Below are 25,754 nucleotides of genomic sequence, written 5' to 3'. Positions count from 1 at the left end.
ATCAATCCCAACCGAAAGAAATGGATGTAGTAGATGAACGTCGTGCAGTATCCCGTTGGCGGCTCATTTTGGGACAGACGGCCGAGCCGTCGTTGCGGAACAGCGGCGGTGGGGAAGCTATTGAACTGACGGAAGACGAGCAGATTATGGATCAGGCGTTAGCTGCCATTTATGATGATACCTCCACTTATTCGGGAGAACAGAGTGGCTCCGGAAGTAGGAGGGGAGCTCCGGGCAGTGGTACAGGGGCATCGGCTCCACGCTTGTCCAAATGGCTGGGTGATGTACGTACCTTTTTCCCGGAGGATGTTGTATCCATTATTCAAAATGATGCCATGGAGCGCAAAGGATGGAAGCAGCTATTATTTGAGCCGGAAGTGCTGTCACAAGTAAAGCCGGACATTAGCATGGTTGGTACATTAATGGCGTTAAAAGGGAAAATTCCTGAGAAAACGAAGGAAACGGCCCGCCTGCTGATTCAGTCTGTGGTAGATGAACTGGTCAGAAGATTGGAGCAGGATTTACGCCGAGCGGTCACTGGGGCCATTAACCGCAGACAGCATTCCCCGTTGCCCTCATTAAGCGGGTTGGACTGGAAACGGACCATCCAGCGTAATCTAAAGCATTATGACGTCGAGCGTCGCCAGATTGTGCCTGAAAAATTTTATTACTTTGATCGCGCCCGTCGCAGCAAGGAATGGAAGGTCATTGTGGACATTGACCAGAGCGGCTCCATGGCGGAATCCATTATCTGGGCATCGGTTACGGCTTCCATTTTCGCCAGTATGCCTGCACTCGATACGCGAGTTGTCGCTTTTGATACATCTGTCGTTGACCTGACGGAGCAATGTGCCAATGATCCAGTCGATATGTTGTTTGGTATTCAGCTTGGTGGCGGGACGAATATTGATAAATCGGTTGCGTACTGTGAGCAGTTTATCGAGGAACCGAAAAAGACGCTATTCATCTTAATTTCCGATTTATACGAAGGTGGCAGTCAAGCCAGACTCGTACGGCGTATGCGTGAAATGAGAGAATCCGGTGTCAAAACGATGTGTTTGCTCGCCTTGTCGGATGAAGGTCAGCCCTTCTATGACAAGCGACTGGCCAAGCAATTGTCCAGAGACGGTACACCAAGCTTTGCCTGCACGCCAGCCTTGTTGCCGGCTTTGGTGGAAGGGGCGCTCAAAGGTCAGGATCTGGCTGATTTGGTTAAACGATTGGGGATATCTGCTGGGTAATTCAACGGGTATAGCTGGTTAATAATAAGGTTAGAAAAAAAGGTTTTCGTGTCTCTTGGCCAGGGAGCTTGGAAACCTTTTTTATTAATGTACCCCTAAAAAGGGTATTGACACATAACTATACGGCGACGTATAGTGTGGGTATTAATTACAGAGGGGGGCCTTCACGTTGTATTCTGATTTTAACTTCAAGAGTGATCCCAAAAAGATAAATTTATTGGCAGAAAAATTTCCCCATGTGGACCCCCAATCGTTGAGTACGCTAGCGCTTTTCATTCAGACAGCTCATGAAGTATACAATGGTGTGTCCTCCAGACTGTCCGAATATGGACTATCGATTGGAAGTCTGAAAATTTTAATTCCGCTGTATCTGCATGAACGTGCGTTGACTCCATCTGAACTGGCCGAATATTCAGGAGTTACACGTTCAACCGTAACCAGTGTAATCGACAAGCTGGAACGTGACGGTATCATCCGAAGAAGTACGCTGGTAGATCGCCGTATGACTGCGATCTACTTGACTGAGGAAGGAAGACAGTTAATGACGGAAAGAATTCCGATGTTCATTCAGCTTTTTTCGGATTTATTGAAGGAATTTACGAAGGAAGATCATGTTCACTTCGCTGGGATGCTACAGAAGCTTTCCACAGGTCTGGAGAGAATAAAACGGGAATAATACCTTTCCCGAAGCCGATAGTTAGACGTCGTACTATCAGGTTGCGTACTTGTTTTTTTAAACAATCATTTTCCGCTTATCATTCGCTAAATCATCATGAAGGAGAGTTTATTGCAATGAATAAAAAAATCATCGTGTACGTTCTACTGGTTGTCGCATTAGGTACTGGAGGTACGCTGATGGCAATGAGCGGCAAGGATGCTGTGAGTATGGCAGCCCAACAAAAGAACACACTGCTTACCACAGATACCGTAAATGTTGCTTTTCAGGGCGTAGGGGGAAGAGTGAACACCATTGAGGTGAAGGAGGAACAACAAGTGAAAAAAGGAGATGTGCTCATGACCCTCGATCCTGTGGACCTGGACCTGCAAATTGAGAAATTAAAAACAGATATCGCGCAGGCTGATGTGAAAATAAAGCAGGCTAAAGACGGACTGCAAAATCAGTCAGAGAAAATTTCAAATTCAGAAAAGCAGGGACAATTGGATATTCAGGCTGCGCAGGCCGGAGAATCCTTATTAAACCAAGGTACACGTGTAGAGGACATTCAAAAACAAAAGCTGGCGATTGAAGCAGCACAGCAATCGTTGGATGCAGCTCTGACAGGAGTGGAGACAGCCAAAACAAATGCGGAGATTGCACAAAAAACAGTAGCATCCAGGCAAGAGTCTCTTGACTTGGCCAAAGTGAATTACAACCGTGTCCAAGCGTTGTACGATGCCGGTGCCGGAACCAAAGCAGAACTGGATAATGCCAAAAATCAACTGGATAATGCCCAAATTGCGCTGGATACAGCCCGGGATCAGGTGGAGATTGCCAATAATCAGATTACTGCGGCCAGCAAACAATCCGACATTGCTAAAAATAGTATCGCCCAGCAGCAAACCGCTCTGGAAAAAATGGAGGCAGGTGCAACCGCAGAGGAACGCCAACAGGCCCGCATCAAAACAGAAAAGGCCAAGGAAGCACTAACCCAGACCTCCCAAACACGTAAAGATGTTAAAAATAGTGAATACAACGTGGATCTTCTGGCTCAACAAAAGCAGGCATTAACCGTTCAGCTGAAAACCTTGGAATTGCAGCGTGGACGTATGGTGCTGAAGGCATCTACAGACGGTAAAGTGTCCCGCATTGTACCCAAGATGGGAGAAATCGTTGCTACGGGGGCAACGGGCGTCGTTATTGAAACCAACCAGCTATACTACGATATTTATGTGGATGAGGATTCCATTTCGCAATTTAAAGCAGGGGGAAATGTGACTTCGCACGTCGTTGCTTTAGACAAAGATATCCAAGGCAAGGTGAGATATATTACCTCTGCTCCGCAATATACCAACATGAGAATGAGCCGGGATAAAGGTTTGTCGGATATAAGTTCCTTTCAGGTGCGGGTAGATGTCCCGCGAACATCTGAATTATTACCTGGAATGACGATAGAGGTTGTGACGAAATGAAGGCGTTTATAGAAGAATGGAAGCTATTGGTCAGCGGCAGGATGGTGTTCGTACTGCTGCTCGTCCCGATTCTTGTGGCGGTAGCCTTCGGGTTTGTTTTCAAAAATAATCAGCTGAATGATGCATCTGTCGCTGTAGTCGATTTAGATCATAGCAATTATAGCCGACAGCTTATTAATAAATTGGATGCATCCCAGTATATTGACGTACGTTATGTACAAGAGAATGAAGCCGATCCGAATTTACTCCTATATAATGAAAAGTTTTTTGCAGTGATTTATCTTCCGGCAGGTCTGGAGGAAAATAGGCTTAAGGGAGTTCAGAGCAACATCGGCTTTTATGTAGATAACACGGTAGGTCAGGCCACAGGGAATCTGCGCTCGGCGGTCACAGAGATCTTTGCCACGGAAAATGCAATACTGGCTGGTGGTGGACTAAAGGGCATGGGGATGAGTGACAGCCAGGTAACAGGACTTACTTCCAACATGCTACTCCAGCAACGTCTGCTGTATAATCCCACCAATGCTACTTTAATGACCTCGGTTATGGGATTCATCAATACTGTCATGATTTCACTGATTGGTGCTGCTGCACTGACCATTGTCCCACGCTTGCGGGAGCAAGGCAGATTAAAAGAGGAGCTACAGCATTCGTACGGTTTGATTCTAAGGGTGCTACCGTATGCGTTAGTAGGATGTGTGTCCTTTTACTTATCCATTGGTTTGCTCAAGCAGATCGGCGGACTTCGGTTTGAAGCGAATGTATGGGAGATCAGTATTCCGTTTCTACTGTACACGATTAGTCTAGGCTTGTTTGCGATGGCTTTGGGGTGGAATGCGGCGAACCCGGGAAAAGCCTCTCCGCGTCTCATGCTGATTATATTGCCTTCGTTCTTGCTGAGCGGTGCTCAATTGCCAGTAGCTATGCTGCCTACATCGCTGCAATATATTAGTAATATTCTTCCATTGACCTGGCATTTCAAGTTTTTGAGAGGGATGGGATTCAAGGGCGGAGGCTTGAAGTATTTCATTCCTGAGGTTGGAGGATTTTTGATCCTGTTAAGTGCTTTGTTGCTTCTGATCTTTATTCTGATTGCTCTGGAGAAAAGAAAGCTGGCAAAAAGCGAGGATGCAGCTGTAGTGGTTGAACCTGTGTTACACTAATATCAAAGAATATGATTTTTCAGGCGCCTGTGAGGGGGCCTTTTCTCATCTTGTGCAGCTTTGCAGCATATAAAAAGGATTCCGCATTCCCTAAAGCGGGAGTTCACGAAATCCTTGGTAGTCTTATTTTAAAAGGGTTCTGGTGATTTACGTTTTATAGCTTTAACATGTTTTCAAATGTTTCTTCGTTCAGGACGCTGCCGACATAGAAGGAGCCGAACTCGCCGTAACGGGCGCTGACTTCGTCAAAACGCATTTCGTAGATCAGCTTTTTAAATTGAAGTGCGTCGTCGGCGAACAGCGTGACACCCCATTCCCAATCGTCGAAGCCGATAGAACCGGAAATGATTTGCTTCACTCTGCCAGCATAGCTGCGTCCGATCAAACCGTGACTGCGCATCAGAGTGCGGCGCTCATCCATCGAAAGCATGTACCAGTTGTCGTCCAGATCGCGTTTTTTGTTCATCGGATAGAAGCAAATATAACGAGCCTTGTTCAAAACAGGCTTCAGGCGTGAAACAATTTGCGGATTTTGCATCGGATCTTCTTCTTTGCTCAAATAGTTGCTCAGCTCCACCACACTCACGTAAGAGTAGGTTTTAGTCGTATATTTGGCAAAGGTGGTTTTGTTAAACTCATTTTCGAGTTTGTTGAGGTCTTCCAGCGTTTCGCGTAGATGTAACATAACAAAATCAGCCTTTTGTCCGATTACAGTATATACGGCAGAGCTGCCCAGACCCGCTTCCTCGGTAACGCTCCATTCCTTCATAAACTCTTGAAGCTCGTCCAGCGCTCCGGCGCGTTCTTCATCGTCTGCTGTTTTCCATGCCGTCCAGTTGATGGATCGGAAATCGTGAAGTGCATACCAGCCTTCCAGCGTGGATGCTACTTCATTTGGCGTTGATGGGGGTTGTTGAGGTTGATGTTGGTTCACAATGGTCACTCCTTTTTCAAATCTGTAAATAATCATCGGCATGGCCGAAACATGTGCGTTTTAAGTATGTCCTGCGAATGAAAAATGTGTAATGCTTAACTATTATATTGTAGCCCAAATAAAGGATTTTCACCAATGAAAGAAATGTGAAGAATTTTATTTTTCCGTGATGCAGGTCACAAGTCGTAAAATAGTTAGTATTCTCGAAAAAAGGGGAACACGGACGAATGAGGCTGCCAAAAAGGAGGACAATTGGACTTATTTTGCTGGTCTCAGCTGGGGTCAAGTATGATAGAATAGAAAAACATCTTGGAGACCGTTATGTCAGGAAAGGAAGAATGTTGGAATGCGGATGAAAAACCTGCTGCACTATACTGAGAACCACCGCTACTGCGTTTATCGGGAATTCGGCTTGAGCGCACTGGATGAATTGATGCTGGGAAGCGTCTATCAGCCGATGGTAGGCGCATTTGCGGTCAGCCTGTATCGGCTATTGTTCCAGCATGTGCCAGCCGGACAGATCGGTTATTCGCCGCTGGAGCAGCAGCGTCGTCTTTTTCTGACACTAGGGCTGGAGCCAAGCGAGAAGGGACGCAAGTATCTAATTGAACAGACCTCCAAGCTGGAGGCTGTCGGTCTGTTGCAGACGTCCAGGCTGTATGCACCGGAAACGGACGACTATATGTATGAATATGAGATGCAGCCACCGCTTGCGCCTGCCGATTTTTTTAGGACGCAACATCTTACTCTTTTGTTGAGAGACAAAATTGGCAAGTTTGCGGTGCTTTCTCTGCGAGAATCGCTGTGGAGCAGCGAATCTGCGGAATGGTCGCAATCTTCCTATAATAAAGAGAATATATCTATTCCGTTTTACGAGTTATTTGAGCTGAACACCCATGTCATTGATTACGAGTTGGAGCAGGCGCTGTCTGAGGTGTCTTCGGGCCGTCACAATGGGGCTTTGGCCGCAGAGTCGGAGGAAGGGCTGAATTATGCGGACATCATTCTCCGTTTTCCGCGCGAATCCGTCAACCGCAAGCATGTGGAGCGTCTGCGTTTTGAGCACGAGCAGCTAGGCATGGTCAATTACGTTGTTCGCAAATTCGACTTATCTGTACAGGACATAAGCCGCTTGCTGGATGAGGACGGCATTTTTACCGAAGCAGGCGATTTGTTGCTGGACGAGCTTCAGCTTCGGGCAAGCCAGCACTCCAGACAGGATCGGAAGCGTCAGGAGGAACAGCAGGTGCAGGCCGCCAAAGTGGTCGCCCTGCGTCAGAGAGAAGCTGCCACTCCGGAAGAGCCGCCTGCGGAGCAAGCCGTGGAGATGGAATTTTATGTGGAGGTTCCACCACAGTTCACAGCCAAATGCGACATTCACCAATATAATATGATGCTGCGCAACGAGCCTTATCGTCGTTTGCTGCAAACCTTTTTCCCCGGCACGGTTCCCGGTAACCTGCTGGATATATTCGAAAAGATTGATATCAGCTACAAGCTGCCCGGTGAAGTCATCAATGTACTTATCCATTATTTAATGTCCCTGCTGGTATCAGGAAGCGATCAGCGGATCAACCGCAACTTTGTCGAGGCTGTCGCTTCCAATATGCTGTTAAAGCAGGTAAGTACCTACGAAAAGGCCGTTCAATATATACGTGATCAAGCCAAGGTAAAAGGCAAGCAGTCCGCTGCCTCTCCTTCCGGCGGCCGTTCCCGTTCGTATGCCAAAAACAACGGTCCATCGAAGCCATCCATTCCCATCGTACAGGATCATCCTGCCGAGGAACCGGTATCCGAGGAAGAACTGGATGAACTGCTGCGCCTAGCCGAACGCATGCAATCCGGTAAACAGAAAAAGGTATAGTGCACAGCTCTACGCTAAATCAAACTATCAATTGGTTTTGATCCAAAACCAATTAGGTATTTAGGTATTATAAAAATGTTCAGCGAAGCCAATTCAAATATGTGTCAACTTTATGGCGGTCGGCAGCGGAGCGGGTAGAATTGTTCTGAAGAAGCGAAGCGTTTGCCTTTATCCCCAGATTTTAACCTTTAAATTCCTTTTGAAATAGAAAAATCCGGGGATAACAGCAATCGGAAGAACAATCTGCACGCGAAGCGTTTCCCCTCCATAACTCTGCACATTTTAGAAAGGAGGAGCGTTCTTGGAATCACTGGGCGATTTGCTACAGCAGATGCAGAACCCTTCGTTTCGCCAGCGCACGCGCAATGTGGCCGATCAGGTTCTCAATGATCCGCTAGTGCAGGAATTTTGTGCTGCGCATCCCGATATTGACGAAACACAACTGCGATTAAACATGAGTATGCTTTTTCAGTATGCCAGGGATCGTCGAAATTGCGACAATTGTCCGGGACTCGAACAGTGTCCTAACGATTTTCAGGGACATTTTTGCAAGCTGGGCGTAGAATACCCAAATGGTACAGCCGAAATGGTGGATATCCGTACCCCTTGCGCCAAGCTGGTAGCTTCACAGCACGAGCAGCGGGTGCGTCAGCGGATTAAAAGCTTTTATGTGGATGAGCGTGCGCTCTTGGAAGGCTATAATGCCCTTGAGATTGCACGTAAGGATGCACAACGTATGCCCGCAGTTACACAGCTATTCCGTTACATCGAAGAAACGAAAAGCCAGGGCCTATCCAAAAAAGGACTCTACCTGGAAGGTACGTTTGGTACGGGTAAGACCTTTTTAATGGGATATCTGCTGCACGAGCTGGCCTTGTCCGGACTGAACGGTGTGATTGTGTATATGCCTGATTTTGTAGAGGACTTAAAGTCCATGATTCAGGAAGGGCAGAAGCTGAAGGAAACGACTGAAATGCTTAAAAATTGTGATCTGCTCGTATTTGACGACATTGGAGCCGAAAATTTGAGTCCATGGGTACGGGATCATGTGATGGGCTCGATTTTAAATTATCGAATGAACCGCAAACCTACCTTTTATACTTCGAATTATTCGTTGCAAGGGCTGGAGAAGCATCTGAGCTTTACGAGCAAGGACGGTGAGGAATTGTACAAGGGACAGCGTTTGATGGACCGGATTCGCCCTTTTGTAGATGTTATTACCGTTAAAGGGAAAAATCAGCGGGGATAATTGTGAATCAATTTGCTATTTTGATATCTTACAATTAAAAAACTATTGTGATATAATCAAAAGGTGTAAAAAAAGAAATTGCAGGTTATAATAACCTTGACTTTTCTATAAAGGAGGAACATACAATGGCAATTGTTAGCGTGTCCGACCAATCCTTCAACGCAGAAGTCGAAGGTACAGGAATCGTTTTAGTTGATTTTTGGGCGCCATGGTGCGGTCCTTGCAAAATGATCGCTCCTATTCTGGAGGATCTTGCCACAGAAGTTGGCGATAGCGTCAAAATCGCGAAAGTGAACGTGGATGAAAATCCAGAGTCTGCTTCCCGTTTCGGCGTTATGAGCATTCCTACCCTGATCGTCTTCAAAGACGGACAGCCCGTTGATAAAGTGGTGGGTCTGAACTCCAAAGAAGCGCTGAAAAGCATGCTTGCCAAACACCAGTAATCATCGCATGTGACCCATGCTCCTGCGGGGGCTTGGGGAGCGGCCATGAACGGTCAATGCCTCCGGTTGTAAAAACCGGGGGCGTTTTTGTGTATTATTCCGGTGTATTATATAGTAGTCGCAGTCATTTAAGAATGGAAGGAGGAACCGGACGAATGGAATCTTATGCGGAGGACTTGCGGAATCAGGAGAAGGCGCTGGAGAACATACGGCACAAATTAGCGTTGCTGCCGGATGCATCGGGCTGTTACTTGATGAAGAACAGCGAGGGCATCATCATTTATGTCGGCAAGGCCAAAGTGCTGAAAAACCGGGTCCGTTCCTATTTTACAGGTAGCCATAACGGCAAGACGCAAAGACTGGTTTCCGATATCCGTGATTTTGAATATATCGTTACGGGCAGTAATATGGAGGCGCTCATTCTGGAGTGCAACCTGATTAAAAAGCATCAGCCGCGCTATAACGTGCTGTTGAAGGATGACAAAACCTTTCCGTATTTGAAAATTACGAACGAGGAGCACCCCAAGCTGGAGGTGACCCGGCGCGTTCTGAAAGATAAAGCAAAATATTTTGGCCCTTATCCTAATTCCTACGCGGCACATCAGACGAAGAAGCTGCTGGATCGCATGTATCCGTTACGCAAGTGCGGTGTGATGCCGAAGGAAGTGTGCCTTTATTATCATATGCATCAATGCCTGGGCCCTTGTGTGAAAGAGGTTGCGAAGGAAACGTATGACCAGATTGGTCAGGAGATCGGTTCTTTTTTGAGTGGCGGGCATGAGGAAATCAAAAAGGATCTTCAACGCAAAATGCAGGAGGCCGCAGAGGAGCTGTACTTTGAGCGTGCCAAGGAGCTACGCGACCAGATTATCAGCATTGACGCGATGATGGAAAAGCAGAAGATCACGACAGCCGATGCGAAGGACCGCGATGTATTTGGATTTTCGGTAGACAAGGGCTGGATGTGTGTGCAGATCCTATATGTTCGTAAGGGTAAAATGATCGAGCGGCATATGTCTACGTTTCCTTTTTACGGCGAGGCCTACAGTGACTTTATGTCCTATGTGACGCAATATTATAGTGATAACCCGGCGGTGCCGCAGGAAATATTGTTGCCGGATACACCGAAGCTGATGAAGCAGGCGGAACAGGGTGATGTCGGTCAATCGGCTGTGACGGAAGCTGTTTCTCACACTGCAACAACCGAGGAAACCGCACTGACCAGTAACAATGCTGTGCAAGAAGCAGGGACATTATCGGATGTGCCCAATGAAGAGCAGCCGTCCGAGCGTTCCGCGGATGCACTGCTGGTGGCCGAAGAGCGTGCTTCTTATGGAGAAGCAACGGATCAGGACCAGACAGAAGCCCAACTGTCCGGCGGGCTGGAGGAACCAGCTACGGCGGCACTCGCTCTGGCTGAATGGCTGGATGTAAAGGTACTGGTGCCTCAGCGTGGACTGAAAAAGCAAATGACGGGTATGGCTACGGAAAATGCACGGGTCGCTTTGGATGAGAAGTTTAAGCTGATTGAACGGGACGAGGAACGGACATCCAAGGCTGCAAGCAATCTGGGGCGTGCGATTGGGCTGGATAGCCTGCATCGCGTGGAGGCGTTTGATAACTCTAACATACAGGGCTCCGATCCAGTCTCGGCAATGATTGTGTTCATTGATGGCAAGCCTGCCAAGAAGGAATACCGTAAATATAAAATCCGTTCTGTGCAGGGGCCGGATGATTATGAAACGATGCGTGAGGTCATTCGGCGTCGATATGAACGTGTGCTCAAGGACAATCTGGAGCGTCCGAACTTGATCGTCGTCGATGGTGGACGCGGACAGATTAAGGCCGCTGTGGACGTGCTGGAGAATGAACTGGGTTTGTTCATTCCAGTGTGTGGTCTGGTGAAGGATGCCAAGCACAGAACCTCTCAACTACTGGTCGGGGATTCTCCCGAGGCCGTGACACTGGCCCGCAACAGTGAGGAATTTTACCTGCTGCAACGAATTCAGGATGAGGTTCACCGATTCGCCATTACATTCCATCGCGAGCAACGGGGCAAATCCATGGTAACCTCTCGTTTGGACTCGATTCCGGGAATTGGCGAGAAGCGACGTAAGCTACTGCTTAAGCATTTTGGTTCGCTTAAAAAAATAAGAGAGGCCAGCGTCGAAGACTTCCGGCCTCTCTCTATTGGTGATAAGCTTGCGCGTCAGATTATAGCTGCCCTTCGGGAGGAGGAGTCGTAGAGTACGGCTCTTCTTTTTTTATGGGCTCAAACATGACTCGATTTGGCTTCTTTGGACTAAACCAGTAAACGATGTAGCCCACAATGGCCGGCAATACGATCCAGAACAAACCTGCGGTCAGGTTTACCGTGTCTCCCAGACTCATCACGCTAAGACCCATCAGAATGCTGTCAAAAATAACGTGGCTGAACATGGCGGCAATAAAGCCGTAACGCAGAAACACAAAACTGAACAGCAATCCAAGGAAGGTCAGCTCGATAGGTCTGGAAATGACCGGATAAATCGGATACAGTGTGTGCCCCAATGCCCAAATCAGCGTGGTAATCAGACAGGCAACAAAAGTATTTCTCACCATCTTTTTCACCATCGGGATACCAAACAGACGGTATACGGCTTCCTCTCCAATACCTGCCATCCATGCCATAATCGGCAGTAACCATGGATAGGCCATGTTGTAAGGAGATTGTGTGGCATCTGTTGTGGAGAACGTATTAAACGTACGCTCCAGCACAAAGAACAAAATGGATTGTACACCGAGTAAAATAAAGGCCCACAAGTAGCCCACATACATACTGCGAAGCACATACAGCCCGTAGCCCGGCTCTTTGGCGCGTGGCCAGGCATTCAGTCCAACCTTGCGCATCAGCCCGTCACCGCCAACCAAGGAGAAGTAGAGCGATACGGCCATTACGAAAGTAACCACGACTTGCAAAATCATAAGAAATATAAGCGCTCCCCGACCGCCTGCTTCTGCTTGCAGTATAGGAAGCATGTTAAATGTCCCTGCCATACTGGCAACAAAATATACAATGGACAGCACAATGCCTCGTACAAAGGAAGTGTGGCGTCGTGTGAGTGAGGCGTATACGATGGCAAGTATGCCTAACACCAAGCTAAATAAAGCATAGCCCGCGTAGGTCATCCAGTTAGCCCAGTAGGTTTGCTTTTTGACATAATCCGTATAGGACGATGGGGCGGAAAAGCTCTGTGTAAACGAGCGAACATTTCCGTCTTCAAACGTAAACGCCAGCGTAAGCACAGAGGAGCCGATTTTTTTATCGTTTACGGTGTACTTCAATCCGCCCTCGCCTTCGGATGTCGCAAGCTTCAAGTCCGATGGTTTAAAGCCAAAGCGTTTTACCCAGGCTGCCGCTGTCTGCTCCTTTGCTTCCAGCGTCATGTCTCCCTCGGCTGCGCGTACAAGCCTGCTACGTGCCTGCTCATCCGTAGAAATATCAGCTTGTGTGTAACTGGTGCTGGAGGTCATTCGTTTAAAGCTGACGACTTTGCCTGTGGACAAATCCACATGAACTTGCACTTTGCTTTTGGAAGAAGGTTCCAGTAAATCGACCCGGAAGGTTTCGTAAGGAAAACTTTTTTTCCATGTACGGTCATATTGTTGAAGCAGCTTTTCTCTGGATAAATAACCGTACAGGTCCGTTTCGGCCTGATAGGTCACGATAGGCTTTTCCGGCTGCGATTCGGTATAGCCTAGCTCGGAGCGGGCGAAGTCCAGCGCGTGTATGACTGCTTCCTGCTTGCTGATGATCTTGGCATTCATCAGTGCCTCCGGATTCGGATTACTAAACGAGGGAATAAGCAATTGAAAGACAAAAAAGCAAATCAGGCCAATCCCGCCCAGCAAGCCTAATCTTTTAAAGTTGGCCGTGAGCACGACCGGTTTCCCGATAGGATTCATGAGTTTCCTCCTTAATCTGTAAATAAGAACATCCATTAAAGATATCATACTGCACAGGTTCCCGCCAACAGACCTAGGATATTCATGAAAATGGAGTGAAAGCACTTTAAAGTTTCAATAAAATAAGATAAGCTGCGATTAAAGGTGGCCTATTCTCAAATTACCGCTAATTTAACGTTATTTCGACGAAATCGGTTTTGTGCTCTGTATACAGAAAGATTATAATCTGTTGAGACAATGCATATGAAATATATAGGTAACGATATACATTTGAGCCGAATTTCCATAGGAAAACGGGGGAACCATGTTACTGGGGTGAATTTCGCAGCCGGTCCCGGACCGGAAGTGTGAATAGGGCATACTGTGAAGCCCGAATCCGTCAGCTAACCTCGTAGGCTGTGAGCAGGAACCAAGTCAGGCACTCGGATTTCCGGTGTCTTTTTTTGTGCGAATAAAAGTTGGATAATTAAAACGTTGCTGAGTTAAGTCCGCTTCGCGCTCCATTTGATCTTCCGATCGCTGTTGTCTCTGAATTTTATTGGATTAGATAAACCCTGATAAGGTTAAAATTCAGAGACAAAGGCGAGCGCTACCGCTTCCATTTTAACCATTAAAAGGGCTTATAAAATCAGAAAAAAATCCGGGGGTAACAGCAATCGGAAGAACAATCTGCACCCGGAGCGTCTCCATGCTCATAATTCACCAAGTAGGAGCAGTGATAAATAGATGAATCCCAATGCAAGATGGCTTCGGCTTTCTCCACCGCAGATATTCGTTGTGGGCTTTGCCATTATCATTCTTATAGGCAGCTTGTTGTTAATGCTGCCGATTTCCAATACAACAGGAAAGCCGCTTGCATTTATAGACGCTTTGTTTACAGCCGCCTCCGCAACCTGTGTAACAGGTCTTGTTGTTAAGGATACTGGCACCTTTTTTACCACTTTTGGTCAAGTTGTCATCGTTGCGCTGATCCAGATTGGTGGGCTCGGCTTTATGACGATGGCTACCTTGATTGCACTGGTGTTCAAGCGTCGTATTTCCTTGCGGGAGCGTCTCATTTTGCAGGAAGCGATGAATCAGACTTCTGTAGAGGGAATTGTCGGGTTAATCCGTAAGGTATTACTGTACTCACTGGTTATTGAAGGCGTATGCGCTACGATATTCTCGGTTCGCTGGTCCTTTGATATGCCCGTAGGCAGGGCGATTTATTTTGGAATCTGGCATGCCATCTCCATGTTTAACAATGCAGGCTTTGATCTATTTGGTCACTTTCGCAGCCTGACAGGTTATGTATATGATCCGATTGTTAATTTTACGGCTATGTTTCTGATTATTTCGGGTGGTATCGGCTTTGTGGTTATGTCCGACCTGGTGGAATACCGCAAGCGAAAGAGACTGTCCTTGCATACCAAGGTGGTACTCAGCATGACGGCTGCTCTGATTGTAGTCGGCACGCTTGTCATCTTTGTATTCGAGTTTACCAATCCGAAGACACTGGGCTCGCTGGATTGGGGTGGAAAGCTGCTGGGATCTTTATTCCAATCCGTAACGCCCCGCACCGCAGGTGCCAATACGCTGGACATTGCAGGCTTGCGACAGGCTACGCAGTTTTTTATCATAATACTCATGTTTATTGGGGCTTCCCCTGGCTCCACTGGAGGCGGGATTAAGACCACAACATTCGCCCTGCTCATTGGAGCGGTGATTTCGATGCTGCGGGGCAGGGAGGATATTGTACTGTTCAGGTACAGACTTGCGCAGGGACGAGTTTACAAGGCTTTGACCATTACACTGCTGGGACTGCTGTTTGTCATTGGGGTGACGATGATTTTGTCGGCAACCGAGGATCATCATTTTCTGATGATATTGTTCGAGACGGTGTCTGCATTTGGTACGGTGGGATTGTCCATGGGGCTAACATCTGATTTGACGGTTATAGGCAAGCTGGTCATTACCCTGACGATGTTTGCCGGCAGATTGGGTCCGCTCACACTGGCTTATGCACTGACTCCGAAAAAGGGTAAGGAATTATATCGTCATCCGGAAGGCAAAATGATTATAGGATAAGGGAGTTTTCGAGTAGATATGAAAACGCAGCAGTTTGTGGTTATTGGTTTGGGACGCTTTGGCTCAAACCTGGCTTTGCAATTGGTAGATATGGGATGCGAGGTGCTTGGCATTGACCAGAATGAGGATATTGTGGATAGCATGAGTGAGCTGTTGACGCATACCGTCGTAGCGGACGCTACAGACGAGGATTCGTTACGATCGCTAGGCATTCGCAATTTCGATTGCGGCATTGTTGCGATTGGTAATGATATTCAGGTTAGCATCCTGGCTGCCATTTTGCTAAAGGAGCTGGGTGTGAGCAAAGTCGTTGCCAAAGCGATTTCTGTGCTGCACGGACGGGCGTTGGAAAAGCTCGGTGTAGACCGGGTCATTTATCCCGAGCGGGATATGGGGATACGGGTTGCGCACCAACTGGTTACGCCTAACTTGCTTGATTATTTGGAGCTGTCCAAGGAATACAGAATTGTGGAACTCAACGTTCCTGCATGTCTGCATGGCAAAACGCTATCTGAGCTGAATGCCCGCACTCGCTTTGGTTGTAGCATCGTAGCGCTTCATACGGCGAACGGTATCCTGATTGCACCCACAGCGATGGATCGGCTAAAAGCGGACGATATTATGGTTATCATTGGCTCCAATGACAATATCGGCCGCTTTGAGGACGAGGTCGTTAACGTGAACGAGGAAGGCTGATCTCCTCTACACCATACGATAGCCCGCAAACGATGCACGTGTCTCGCTGATCCAGCGCCGTGCTGTCGGCCCCAGATCGGTCGTCTCCGAGTAGATAAGGGAGGTGGTGCGCCGTGTCTCCTTCAAATCAGGCAAGTACAGCGCCGTTAGCCCATTATCCCGCAGCAGCTCGCTGCGCAAGTAGGATTTGGGCAGCAATGCGGAAGCCTTGCAGGTCGGCAGCAGACGCACAATCGCCTCGAACGAGTCAATTTCCATACGAATATCCGGCATGATGCCGCTGCGCTGGAACAGGTCATCGGTCAGACTGCGGTACCAGGTTCCTTTGGAAAAAATAATCATTGGCAATCCTTGCAGGTCTTTCATCGAAGCCGTTCCCGTCTTCATCGTTAATTCATGTCCGATCGGAACGACTAGCTCCAAATGATCGTCAAACAGTGGAATACAACGCAAGCCGGCCTCATGAATGGCAGACCCGACAATACCGGCGTCTGCTTTTTTGTCGCGTACAAAAGCGACGATTTCATGGGTTTTGCCTGTGAGCAGTTTCAGCTCGGTTTGGGGATGCTTGCTCATGAAAGCTTTAACAAGAGTAGGCAGTGTCGTTTGGAGTGTCGTCAGACTTGCACCAAGGGTGAGCATACTCTGAGCTTCATTTTTGTGCTGGGACAGCTTTTGTAAAAAACGAAGCTGACGCTGGCGCTGCTCCAGTGCGAAGGTATATACAAATCGGCCTGTCGACGTAATTTCGAGTCGTTTGCCCCGTCGATCAAAGAGGTTTACGCCCAGATCCTCCTCCAGCTTGGCGATTTTGCGGGACAGGGCAGGCTGGGACAGATTAAGCAGCTTGGAGGCTTTATTCAGGCTGGATTGCTCGACAATGACGGCAAAAGCGTTCAAATCCTCAAACAAATCATCCACTTCCTCTCTATATGCAAAAAAGACATAAGAATTAATACGTATATTGCAATTCCATTATAAGCCGAAAAGGAGTAACATGAAAGCGACACAAGATGTTCACACCTTTGTTTTCTCTTTTAAGGAACACCTTGTTAGACATTTCCTGTCGGGAACTGTCATTTTATATGTTATATTACTATTGAAAACGCTATTATTGGGAGAAGGGAGCATTACCTAGATGAGAGGATTTTATTCCAGAAAGCTGCACTCGCTTCTTGGCGTCATCCCGCTGGCTCTGTTTTTTGTAGAGCATTTGGTGACCAACTTCACAGCGGTGGAGGGCGGCAAGGAAGGATTCAATCGCAGCGTGGCCTTCCTAAATGGTCTGCCGCTTGTTATTGTGCTTGAAACGTTATTTATTTACTTGCCATTGCTGTTCCATGGAATCTATGGCTTGTATATCGCTTACCAGGCTGATCCAAATGTCAAACGTTTTGGCTATTCGCGTAACTGGCGCTTTCTGTTTCAGCGCATTTCCGGTGTGATTACGTTCGTGTTCATTATCTGGCACGTATACGATACACGTTTTCAGGTGGCTCTGGGTAATGTAACACATGAGGAGCTAGGCGGCGTGATGCATGGCATTGTGACGAATCCGGTCTATTTTATCCTTTATTTAATCAGTGTCGTTTCGGCATCCTTTCACTTTGCTAACGGACTATGGGCATTTATGGTCAGTTGGGGAATTACGGTGGGACCACGTGCGCAAAAAGTATCTTCCTATATCTGCATGACCTTGTTCGTGGTTATATCCATCGGCTTCATCGCTTCCCTGTTGGCATTCCGCAGCGCGGAATTTCAGGAAACGGCAACCGCCTTGATACAAAGCAGTGCTATTCAACAGCTGCTGTAAAAAAATGAATGCACACTTTACGTGTTGCAATACATCGTTTGCAGATTCTATTTCTTATGGTAAAAGGGGATTTGACTAAAATCCTGAAAAAAAGGAGTGAGCAGAAATGGCAGCATCCAACATTATTGTCGTGGGCGGCGGTCTTGCGGGTCTAATGGCTACGATCAAGGCGGCAGAGGCAGGAGTTCACGTTCATTTATTTTCTTTGGTTCCGGTCAAAAGGTCCCACTCCGTTTGTGCTCAAGGCGGCATCAACGGCGCGGTGAATACGAAGGGTGAAGGCGACTCGCCCTGGATTCACTTTGACGATTCGGTCTATGGCGGCGACTTTCTGGCCAATCAGCCCCCGGTAAAAGCGATGTGCGAAGCGGCTCCGGGTATTATCCATCTCATGGACCGCATGGGTGTCATGTTTAACCGGACACCGGAAGGACTGCTGGATTTCCGCCGCTTCGGCGGTACGCAGCACCATCGGACAGCCTTTGCCGGAGCGACGACAGGGCAGCAGCTTCTGTACGCACTTGATGAGCAGGTACGACGCTGGGAATCCGAAGGTTTGGTGACCAAGTATGAAAACTGGGAGTTTTTACAGGCTGTACTCGATGATGAGAGTATCTGTCGCGGCATCTGTGCGCAGGATTTGCGCACGATGGAAGTGAAGACTTTTGCAGCGGATGCAGTTATTTTGGCATCGGGCGGACCCGGCATTATTTTCGGTAAAACCACGAATTCCGTGATTAATACCGGTACGGCCGCCGGGGCGGTATATCAGCAGGGCGTACGCTATGCCAACGGCGAATTTATCCAGATTCATCCGACGGCTATTCCGGGGGATGACAAGCTGCGTCTGATGTCCGAGTCTGCACGGGGAGAGGGCGGTCGTATTTGGACATACAAGGACGGCAAGCCGTGGTATTTTCTCGAAGAAAAGTATCCGGCTTATGGAAATCTGGTCCCTCGTGATATTGCGACACGTGAAATATTCAGTGTATGCGTCGATGATGGGCTCGGCATTAATGGCGAGAACATGGTGTACCTCGATCTGTCCCATAAGGACCCGAAAGAGCTGGACGTGAAGCTGGGCGGTATTATTGAAATTTATGAAAAATTCGTTGGTGACGATCCGCGTAAAATCCCGATGAAAATCTTCCCGGCTGTGCATTATTCGATGGGCGGCATGTGGGTCGATTACAATCAGATGACGAATATTCCGGGGCTGTTCGCCGCCGGTGAATGTGAATTCCAGTATCACGGTGCGAACCGTTTGGGTGCCAACTCGCTGCTGTCAGCCATTTATGGCGGTATGGTGGCTGGACCGAAGGCTGTGGAATATATCAAAGGCTTGAAAAAATCCGCACAGGATATAGCTTCCTCCGTGTTCGATGCGGCGGTCAACCAGCAGACGGAGAAGTATGAGCGTATTTTGCATATGGACGGGAAAGAAAATGCCTATGTCCTTCACAAAGAGCTGGGCGAGTGGATGACGAACAACATGACCGTGGTTCGTTATAATGACAAGCTGGAAGCTACGATCCACAAGATCAAGGAGCTGAAGGAGCGTTACTCCAACATTAACATCAATGATGCTTCGCGCTGGAACAATGCGGGTGCGGCGTTCACACGTCAGTTGTGGAATATGATGGAATTGGCTGAGGCCATGACCAAAGGGGCGCTGCTGCGTAACGAAAGCCGTGGAGCCCACTACAAACCGGACTTCCCGGACCGTAACGATGAGGATTTCCTGAAAACAACGATTGCGGACTGGACACCGGAAGGACCGCAAATCTCGTACGAAGCGGTGGACGTTTCGCTGATCAAGCCGCGTATTCGGGATTACTCCAAGAACAAGTAAAAGGAAGATACAGAAGGGAGTGTATGAGATGTCGGAGCAAGCAGTGAAATCGGATAAAACCGTGAAGTTCGTTGTGACCCGTCAGGATGAACCTAATGCGAATCCATATACGGAAGAATTTGAGTTGGCTTATCGACCGGGGATGAATGTAATCAGTGCGTTGATGGAGATTCAGCGTAACCCGGTGGACAGTCATGGTAAAGAGACGGCTCCGGTATGCTGGGAGTCGAATTGTCTGGAGGAAGTGTGTGGAGCGTGCTCCATGGTGATTAACGGCAAGCCGCGTCAGGCTTGTGCGGCGCTCGTCGATAAGCTGGAGCAGCCGATTACCATCGCGCCGATGAGCACGTTCCCAGTTGTACGGGATTTGGTCATCGACCGCAGCCGGATGTTTAACGCGCTCAAGAAGGTCAAAGCGTGGATTCCGATTGACGGCACCTACGATCTGGGCCCCGGCCCCAGAATGGCAGAGAAGAAGCGTCAATGGGCGTATGAGCTGTCCAAGTGCATGACCTGCGGTGTCTGCCTGGAGGCTTGCCCGAATGTTAACGAGAAAACGACATTCATTGGACCTGCGGCGATATCTCAGGTTCGTCTGTTCAATAGTCATCCAACTGGGGAAATGAATCAGGAGGAGCGGCTGGATGCGTTGATGACGGACGACGGGCTGGAAGGCTGTGGTAACTCGCAAAACTGCGTACGTTCCTGCCCGAAGGGCATTCCGTTGACAACCTCCATTGCTGAAATGAACAAGCAAACGACCAAGCATATGTTCAAGCGCTGGTTGACCGTATAGCACTAGACAGTAAATGCTTTATACTAAAACAGGCTTTTTTCCTGAACCGGAGAAAGCCTGTTTTTTTGTGCTCAGGACAGATAGGAGTTACCATGGAGGGAGGAGAGTGGGGCAGCAGTTATGGTATAATTATGGTATTGTGTATCGTTTTTGGAGAAAAGGAGGCTGGACAGGTGACTGTACAACCGATGACGCGTCGGCCCGTTACCGGGTCGGATGTGCTGAAAGGATTAAAGGAGCTGGGGGTTCAAAAAGGCATGACGTTGCTTGTGCACTCGTCGATGCGCAGCTTTGGCAGTTTTGTTCCGGGCGGGGCCTCTGCGATTCTTTTGGCATTAACCGATGCGATTGGCCCGGAAGGAACGCTGGTCATGCCGACGCAGTCCCATGATCTGACCGATCCGTCGACATGGATGAACCCGCCTCTGGATGAGTCATGGTGGGAACTTGTACGCGAGGAAATGCCCGCCTATGATCCGGCCTGGACGCTGACCGGAGGCATGGGTATTATTGTGGAAACGTTTCGTGGCCTGCCGGGAACACTGCGCAGTGGACACCCGCATGTTTCGTTTGCGGCCCGTGGACCTGCGGCCTCACGCTTGCTGGGAGGGCATGAGCTTGATTTCGGGCTGGGTGAACATTCGCCACTAGCGAAGCTATATGAGACAGACGCATATGTGCTGTTGCTGGGCTGCGGACATGATAGCAACACGACCTTTCATTTGGCGGAATACCGTATTACGTACAATGGACGTGAAGAAACGACCCATCAGGCCCCGATGATGGTGAACGGGGAGAGGGCATGGGTATCTTTTCAGAATTTTAATATATCCTCGGATGATTTTGACAAGCTGGGGCTTGATTTTGAACGGGATCGTCCCGCAGCCTTTACGCGAGTGAACATCGGGGATGCATCGTGTTTTTTAGCGAGGCAGCGTGATTTGGTAGACTATGCAGAACGATGGTTAGCCATCAACCGCTAGAGGGCTAAAAGCGGGAGATATTTGAACCATGAGATATCTAAACTGTACAATAGTTGAATAGATAGCAAGGGGGCACGCATATGGAGAAGACGCCGCAAACCCGCCGCGAGAGTCAGGATGGCCCACACGATAAGGCCGTTATCCCTCCCGGTTCTTCGCGGCGATCCATTTCAAATGAGCCAGCCAATCCTTCGCGCCGCCGTTTTTTGAAAAAAGCCGCTTTAGCGACAGCCGGAACCGCGCTTTTAACCGGAGGATACGCTTCCTTATGGGAGCCTAATCATTTGGAGATTACACGTTTTACGCTATCTTTGCCCCGTCTGCCGTCGGTTTTTGACGGTATCAGAGTCGTGCATTTTAGTGATGTACACTTGGGCTTTCACATGGATGAGCAGGACCTGCGGGAGCTTGCGGACCGGATTGCAGGACTGGAACCGGATTTGCTTTGTTTTACAGGTGATATTGTAGATGATTATGCCGTATCTATGAAAGCCGCTGTTCCGGTCATGGCTTCGATGCACGCCACACTTGGTAAATTCGCTATTCTCGGCAATCACGATTATCGGGGTTTACCAGCCGGAGTACAGGAGCTATATCCAAAAACCGGGTTTACGTTGCTGAGAAATGAACACGCCATTGTGGAGCGAGCCGGGCAGCGTGTGGCGATTGTTGGGTTAGAGGATGACATTATGGGCAAGCCCAATCCGCGGCGTGCCATACACGGACTGTCTGATGAAATGTGCAAGCTGCTGCTTATGCATGAGCCGGATTATGCGGATGTGGCGGCGCGAATGTCCTTTGATCTTCAACTGTCAGGACATACGCATGGAGGACAGGTGCGCTTGCCTGTCATTGGAGCGCCGATGCCGCCTCCGGGTGGACGCAAGTACATTCAGGGATTATTTCATGTGGGGAGCGACAGGATGCCGCTGTATGTCAGCAGGGGCATTGGCATGACCCATCTGCCGATTCGTGTGCTATGCAGGCCGGAGCTGAGCGTCATTACACTGAAATCCGATCAATAGGCTATTATATATTTACTTTCATCATTATGGGCTTGTAACTACATAAAAAGGGTTTAGTGTAGTGTGTAGCTGTTTCGGACAAAGGAGTGATATTCAGATGGATCGTATTGCTGTCATTTCAGATATACATGGCAATTGGCCTGCCTGCGAGGCGGTGCTGGAGGATATTGCTTCCCGAGGAATTCGTCGTGTGTTTTGTTTGGGGGATCTGATCGGCAAAGGGCCTAGCCCTTGCGAGGTTCTGGAGGCTGTCCGTCAACGTTGCGAGGTGGTCGTGCGGGGCAATTGGGATGAGCTGGTTAGCATTACGGATGATCTTAATTTTAGCTGGCAAGCCGAGCGCTTGGGCACAAAACGAGTACAGTATTTGGCACAGTTACCGTTTCATCATGATTTCAGGATGAGCGGACGTCGTATCCGTCTGGTACATGCTTCGCCGCAAAGTGTATATCATCGCGTGCAGCCATGGGATGAACCGGAGAAAAGACTCGCCATGTTCGACCCGTTGGCTGAGGAAAATGGAAAAGCCGCTTTTGCCCCGGATATTGTTGGGTATGGAGATGTGCATAATGCCTTTATTCAGCATTTTCAGGGCAAGACGCTTTTTAATGTCGGCAGTGTGGGGAATCCGCTGGATGTAACTCAGGCTTCTTACTGTATTTTGGAGGGAAACCTGGGAGAAGATACGCCTGCACCTTTTTCCATTCAATTTGTACGTGTGCCTTACGATATAGAATTGGCGGTAAAACAGGCAGAGGAAGCCGGCGTACCTTCTTTGCCGTATTATATCCGTGAGCTGCGCACAGGCATTTACCGGGGAATTCAGGACCTGGATTGATTGTGCAACCTATTCGCTGCAAAAAGCCAATCCATCCGCAGGAGGGATCATTGTGCTGACCAGAGAAATGCTTCGTTCAGGGTCAGGGCTGCCGGAGCTTTACACCGACCGTGTCCGGTTGCGCCAGCTACAAGCGGGGGATTACTCCGCGCTGGAACGGATGCTGTCCGATCCATTGGTTATCCGGTATGTGAACCGGATTCGCAAGCCAGTCGATGCGCGGATGCGGCGTCTGGTAGCGCAAATCAGAGTAGCTGCGGATTCCCTGGATTCCCTGCATTTTGCGGTGGAATGGCATGGGAGAAATACAGCAGCATACAACGAATCCGGCCAACTCAATGAACGCAACGAACTCCACGAACATAATGAACGCAGCCACTCGCCGCTGCTGGGTATCGCTTCTTTTCAGCAATGGAATGAAAAAGCGGGTGAGGCGCAGCTAGGCTATATTTTGGATCGTCCTTTCTGGGGACAGGGGCTGGCTACAGAGGTTGTGGAGGAAATGCTGAGATTTGGTTTTGGTTCTTTGAAGCTCAAGCGGATCGAAGGTCGTTGCCAAGAGGATAATCAGGCTTCCGTGCGTGTGCTGATCAAAAATAAGCTGCGCCTACTGCGCACAATCAGTGCCTATGATCATTCAGGAGAAGTGCCGAGTGTATTGGTGTTCTCGATTACCCAAGGGGATTATGCGTAGAAACGGCAGTGGAATATTTTGTTACAGAGATGAAATATAACTGCAAAACAACTCTAACACAGGACGGGTACAATACAGACATGACCCCCTTTTGAATAATATATGTTGCTGGGACCCGAAGCTTCGGGTCCTCTTTTTTTGTCTTGTTTTTATTGTAGCTGCTCTCTTTTATGATTCATAGGTACGGTTCAGGTCGCTTATCAGCTCAGGAAGCCATTCGGTCAGGGAAAGAAAGGAGTACCCCTCTGATCGGGCTTTAGTTGTATCCATGTACCACGATTGTGTAATACCGAATGGAGACATATGCTCGTCGGCAGTTTTTTCTTGAATCACGGCTTGCTTCCCGGTTACCTGCTCAATGGTGGAAATGAGTTCTCCAATCTTCACAGTACCGTCGGAGCAAGCATTTACGGGTCCTGTCAAATGAGAGTGACCAAGCCAAAGCAGAAAATCTGCGGCTTCGTCAGAACGGATAAACGAGATGTGCGCTGCCGGATTCGGTATGCCGATGTTTATTCCATCACGAACATGCTCAATATGAAAATGAAGTCTTCTCGTATAATCATCTATTCCTAATACAATCGGAAAACGAACAGCGGCAACCGGGAACGCAGCTTGTTGCATAAAAACCGCTTCTGCCTGCCGTTTAGCCTCCTGATATGTAAAATCGTCCTGTCTGCCTTTGCGAACCGGATAAGCCTGAGGGTCAAAGATACTCTCCGTCAGCACTTCAGGACTTGGATCATAGACGGATAGACTGGAGGTCAGAATATACCGTTTGGCTTTAGTATCAAAAATGCGGCAGGCTTCTCTGGCTTCATCTGGAGAAAAGCAAATATTATCGTAGACAACATCCCAAACCTGCTCACCTACCGCCTCAGCCAACGCTTCCGCATCGTTACGATCTGCAATAATCCGTTGGACGCGGTCACCGAACGAATCGCTTGTTTGACCTCTCGTAAGAACCGTAACGTTGTTCTCGGATTGCTCCAATAGACGTTCTACCAGCCTTTTGCCAAAAAATCGCGTTCCACCCAATACAAGTATCTTTCTCATTTGTTAATCACTCCTTATGGACTTGTTTTCATTATATTAAGGTAGACGAAAACAAGGATGCAAAGGATACGCTGCGATAAATAGATAAGTACATACTACTTACAAAAAAATGCTTAATATCACTTAACAAATCGTGCAATAATGCTTATAATTGATTTATGGAGGTGATACTTATTTATCAAGAAGAAAGGTTAGTGAAAATTCTTGAGAGGCTTCAGGAAGAAAAGATGATTTCGAATCAGGAGATATGCGATATGCTCGGTATTTCCAGAGACACTGCCCGGCGGGATTTCATTAAATTAGTGGATGAAGGTGCTGCGATACGAACCCATGGAGGTATTGCTTTACCTCAGTTTAAAGACAAAATAAAAGCATATAAGGAAAGAGCCCATGCTTCTTCTGAAGATAAATATAAAATTGGAAAAATAGCTGCCTCTTATATCAACAAAGGTGACCTTTGTTTTCTGGACGTCTCAACGACAGTAAAATTTCTTTGTGATCATCTCAATACATGCTCTACAGTTTATACTCATTCCCTTGATAATGCAGAAGCACTATCTAACAACAATAAGGTCGATATATGCCTGCTGGGTGGAAAGTTTAATCCTGAAAATCGCTTTTTTTTCGATGTTAATGTGGCATCTCAGTTAAATGATATTTACTTTGATAAAGTTTTTCTTGGTGCAGCTGGTATTTTAAAGGATGGCATCTATTTTTCGAATTTTGAAGATGCGGTCATCAAAGATTTAGTAGCAAAACGATCAAAAGAGGTTATTCTGTTGGCGGATTCACGGAAATTTAATCAAATCAGCTCCTATAAGGGTGTTAATTTTAGTGATATTGACATGATCATTACAAATGAAAAGCCACCAGATAGCTTTAGAAGGAATTTTGAGGAAAATAACATTGAGATCAGACTTATTAATGAAGGAAAGGCAGTTAAAGATGACTTCGAGGGGGGCTAA

The 25,754-nt window shown here is 48.0% G+C and carries 22 protein-coding genes and 1 riboswitch; of the genes, 18 read left to right on the top strand and 4 right to left on the bottom strand.

Annotated elements, in window-relative coordinates; all coding sequences use genetic code 11:
* The first annotated feature begins 20 nt into the window (after nucleotides 1–20).
* The 4 genes from AC0WRU_RS19810 to AC0WRU_RS19795 all read left to right on the top strand — a co-directional run bounded on the left by AC0WRU_RS19810 (nucleotide 21) and on the right by AC0WRU_RS19795 (nucleotide 4,534).
* A complete protein-coding gene (locus AC0WRU_RS19810; protein ID WP_476128685.1) occupies nucleotides 21–1,241 on the top strand; it encodes a VWA domain-containing protein in 1,221 nt (406 codons plus the stop codon).
* Nucleotides 1,242–1,410: 169 nt separating this feature from the next.
* The gene (locus AC0WRU_RS19805) at nucleotides 1,411–1,917 is read left to right on the top strand and encodes a MarR family winged helix-turn-helix transcriptional regulator (protein ID WP_192510647.1); all 507 of its coding nucleotides are present in this window, start codon (nucleotides 1,411–1,413) and stop codon (nucleotides 1,915–1,917) included.
* A 116-nt stretch (nucleotides 1,918–2,033) separates the two neighbouring features.
* Nucleotides 2,034–3,371, top strand: a complete 1,338-nt coding sequence (locus AC0WRU_RS19800) for an HlyD family secretion protein (RefSeq protein ID WP_476126043.1) — start codon at nucleotides 2,034–2,036, stop codon at nucleotides 3,369–3,371.
* Nucleotides 3,368–4,534, top strand: coding sequence for an ABC transporter permease (locus tag AC0WRU_RS19795; RefSeq protein WP_476126042.1), 1,167 nt, complete (start codon nucleotides 3,368–3,370; stop codon nucleotides 4,532–4,534). The genes AC0WRU_RS19800 and AC0WRU_RS19795 overlap by 4 nt, the downstream gene beginning before the upstream one ends.
* Before the next feature lie 154 nt (nucleotides 4,535–4,688).
* On the opposite strand, the gene hemQ is transcribed toward AC0WRU_RS19795, so the two are convergent.
* Nucleotides 4,689–5,468 carry a hydrogen peroxide-dependent heme synthase gene (hemQ, locus tag AC0WRU_RS19790; protein WP_134912866.1) on the bottom strand — a complete coding sequence of 260 codons (780 nt, stop codon included), beginning with the start codon at nucleotides 5,466–5,468 and terminating at the stop codon, nucleotides 4,689–4,691.
* Between the two features lie 346 nt (nucleotides 5,469–5,814).
* Here hemQ and AC0WRU_RS19785 point away from each other — a divergent pair, with 346 nt between their 5' ends.
* The 4 genes from AC0WRU_RS19785 to uvrC all read left to right on the top strand — a co-directional run bounded on the left by AC0WRU_RS19785 (nucleotide 5,815) and on the right by uvrC (nucleotide 11,270).
* On the top strand, nucleotides 5,815–7,332 hold the full coding sequence (locus tag AC0WRU_RS19785) for a replication initiation and membrane attachment family protein (protein WP_476126041.1): 1,518 nt from the start codon (nucleotides 5,815–5,817) through the stop codon (nucleotides 7,330–7,332).
* Between the two features lie 301 nt (nucleotides 7,333–7,633).
* Nucleotides 7,634–8,581, top strand: coding sequence for a primosomal protein DnaI (dnaI, locus tag AC0WRU_RS19780; protein ID WP_025685436.1), 948 nt, complete (start codon nucleotides 7,634–7,636; stop codon nucleotides 8,579–8,581).
* A gap of 125 nt (nucleotides 8,582–8,706) precedes the next feature.
* Nucleotides 8,707–9,024, top strand: a complete 318-nt coding sequence (gene trxA, locus AC0WRU_RS19775; RefSeq protein ID WP_476126040.1) for a thioredoxin — start codon at nucleotides 8,707–8,709, stop codon at nucleotides 9,022–9,024.
* 155 nt (nucleotides 9,025–9,179) lie between these two features.
* A complete protein-coding gene (gene uvrC, locus AC0WRU_RS19770; protein ID WP_476126039.1) occupies nucleotides 9,180–11,270 on the top strand; it encodes an excinuclease ABC subunit UvrC in 2,091 nt (696 codons plus the stop codon).
* Here uvrC and AC0WRU_RS19765 read toward each other — a convergent pair.
* A complete protein-coding gene (locus AC0WRU_RS19765; protein WP_476126038.1) occupies nucleotides 11,239–12,969 on the bottom strand; it encodes a CPBP family intramembrane glutamic endopeptidase in 1,731 nt (576 codons plus the stop codon). The two genes, uvrC and AC0WRU_RS19765, sit on opposite strands and share 32 nt — an antisense overlap.
* 263 nt (nucleotides 12,970–13,232) lie before the next feature.
* Nucleotides 13,233–13,382: riboswitch (cyclic di-AMP (ydaO/yuaA leader) on the top strand.
* Nucleotides 13,383–13,695: 313 nt separating this feature from the next.
* Between AC0WRU_RS19765 and AC0WRU_RS19760 the strand changes: the two genes are divergently transcribed.
* Nucleotides 13,696–15,036: a TrkH family potassium uptake protein gene (locus tag AC0WRU_RS19760; RefSeq protein ID WP_476126037.1), complete on the top strand. Its 1,341-nt coding sequence runs from the start codon at nucleotides 13,696–13,698 to the stop codon at nucleotides 15,034–15,036.
* A gap of 18 nt (nucleotides 15,037–15,054) precedes the next feature.
* Nucleotides 15,055–15,732: a potassium channel family protein gene (locus tag AC0WRU_RS19755; protein WP_149094685.1), complete on the top strand. Its 678-nt coding sequence runs from the start codon at nucleotides 15,055–15,057 to the stop codon at nucleotides 15,730–15,732.
* Nucleotides 15,733–15,738: 6 nt separating this feature from the next.
* Here the strand turns inward: AC0WRU_RS19755 and AC0WRU_RS19750 are convergent, their stop codons facing one another.
* Nucleotides 15,739–16,644 (bottom strand): LysR family transcriptional regulator, encoded by a 906-nt coding sequence (locus tag AC0WRU_RS19750; RefSeq protein ID WP_476126036.1) that lies wholly within the window; start codon nucleotides 16,642–16,644, stop codon nucleotides 15,739–15,741.
* 226 nt (nucleotides 16,645–16,870) lie between these two features.
* On the opposite strand from AC0WRU_RS19750, the gene AC0WRU_RS19745 reads away from it, so the two are divergent.
* The 7 genes from AC0WRU_RS19745 to AC0WRU_RS19715 all read left to right on the top strand — a co-directional run bounded on the left by AC0WRU_RS19745 (nucleotide 16,871) and on the right by AC0WRU_RS19715 (nucleotide 23,733).
* Nucleotides 16,871–17,545, top strand: a complete 675-nt coding sequence (locus AC0WRU_RS19745; protein WP_476126035.1) for a succinate dehydrogenase cytochrome b558 subunit — start codon at nucleotides 16,871–16,873, stop codon at nucleotides 17,543–17,545.
* 106 nt (nucleotides 17,546–17,651) lie between these two features.
* Nucleotides 17,652–19,397: a succinate dehydrogenase flavoprotein subunit gene (gene sdhA, locus AC0WRU_RS19740; protein WP_025685428.1), complete on the top strand. Its 1,746-nt coding sequence runs from the start codon at nucleotides 17,652–17,654 to the stop codon at nucleotides 19,395–19,397.
* Between the two features lie 28 nt (nucleotides 19,398–19,425).
* Nucleotides 19,426–20,193 carry a succinate dehydrogenase iron-sulfur subunit gene (gene sdhB, locus AC0WRU_RS19735; protein ID WP_014277823.1) on the top strand — a complete coding sequence of 256 codons (768 nt, stop codon included), beginning with the start codon at nucleotides 19,426–19,428 and terminating at the stop codon, nucleotides 20,191–20,193.
* Between the two features lie 173 nt (nucleotides 20,194–20,366).
* Nucleotides 20,367–21,176, top strand: a complete 810-nt coding sequence (locus AC0WRU_RS19730) for an AAC(3) family N-acetyltransferase (protein WP_476126034.1) — start codon at nucleotides 20,367–20,369, stop codon at nucleotides 21,174–21,176.
* An 80-nt stretch (nucleotides 21,177–21,256) separates the two neighbouring features.
* A complete protein-coding gene (locus tag AC0WRU_RS19725) occupies nucleotides 21,257–22,201 on the top strand; it encodes a metallophosphoesterase (RefSeq protein ID WP_476126033.1) in 945 nt (314 codons plus the stop codon).
* Between the two features lie 97 nt (nucleotides 22,202–22,298).
* Nucleotides 22,299–23,039 (top strand): metallophosphoesterase family protein, encoded by a 741-nt coding sequence (locus tag AC0WRU_RS19720; protein ID WP_476126032.1) that lies wholly within the window; start codon nucleotides 22,299–22,301, stop codon nucleotides 23,037–23,039.
* Between the two features lie 52 nt (nucleotides 23,040–23,091).
* Nucleotides 23,092–23,733, top strand: coding sequence for a GNAT family N-acetyltransferase (locus AC0WRU_RS19715; RefSeq protein ID WP_476126031.1), 642 nt, complete (start codon nucleotides 23,092–23,094; stop codon nucleotides 23,731–23,733).
* Nucleotides 23,734–23,901: 168 nt separating this feature from the next.
* Here AC0WRU_RS19715 and AC0WRU_RS19710 read toward each other — a convergent pair whose 3' ends face one another.
* Nucleotides 23,902–24,789, bottom strand: coding sequence for an NAD-dependent epimerase/dehydratase family protein (locus AC0WRU_RS19710; RefSeq protein ID WP_476126030.1), 888 nt, complete (start codon nucleotides 24,787–24,789; stop codon nucleotides 23,902–23,904).
* A 194-nt stretch (nucleotides 24,790–24,983) separates the two neighbouring features.
* Here AC0WRU_RS19710 and AC0WRU_RS19705 point away from each other — a divergent pair, with 194 nt between their 5' ends.
* On the top strand, nucleotides 24,984–25,754 hold the full coding sequence (locus AC0WRU_RS19705) for a DeoR/GlpR family DNA-binding transcription regulator (protein WP_476126029.1): 771 nt from the start codon (nucleotides 24,984–24,986) through the stop codon (nucleotides 25,752–25,754).

This window comes from Paenibacillus sp. 1-8 (genome assembly GCF_056316205.1).
This window is presented reverse-complemented; position numbering and strand designations above follow the sequence as displayed.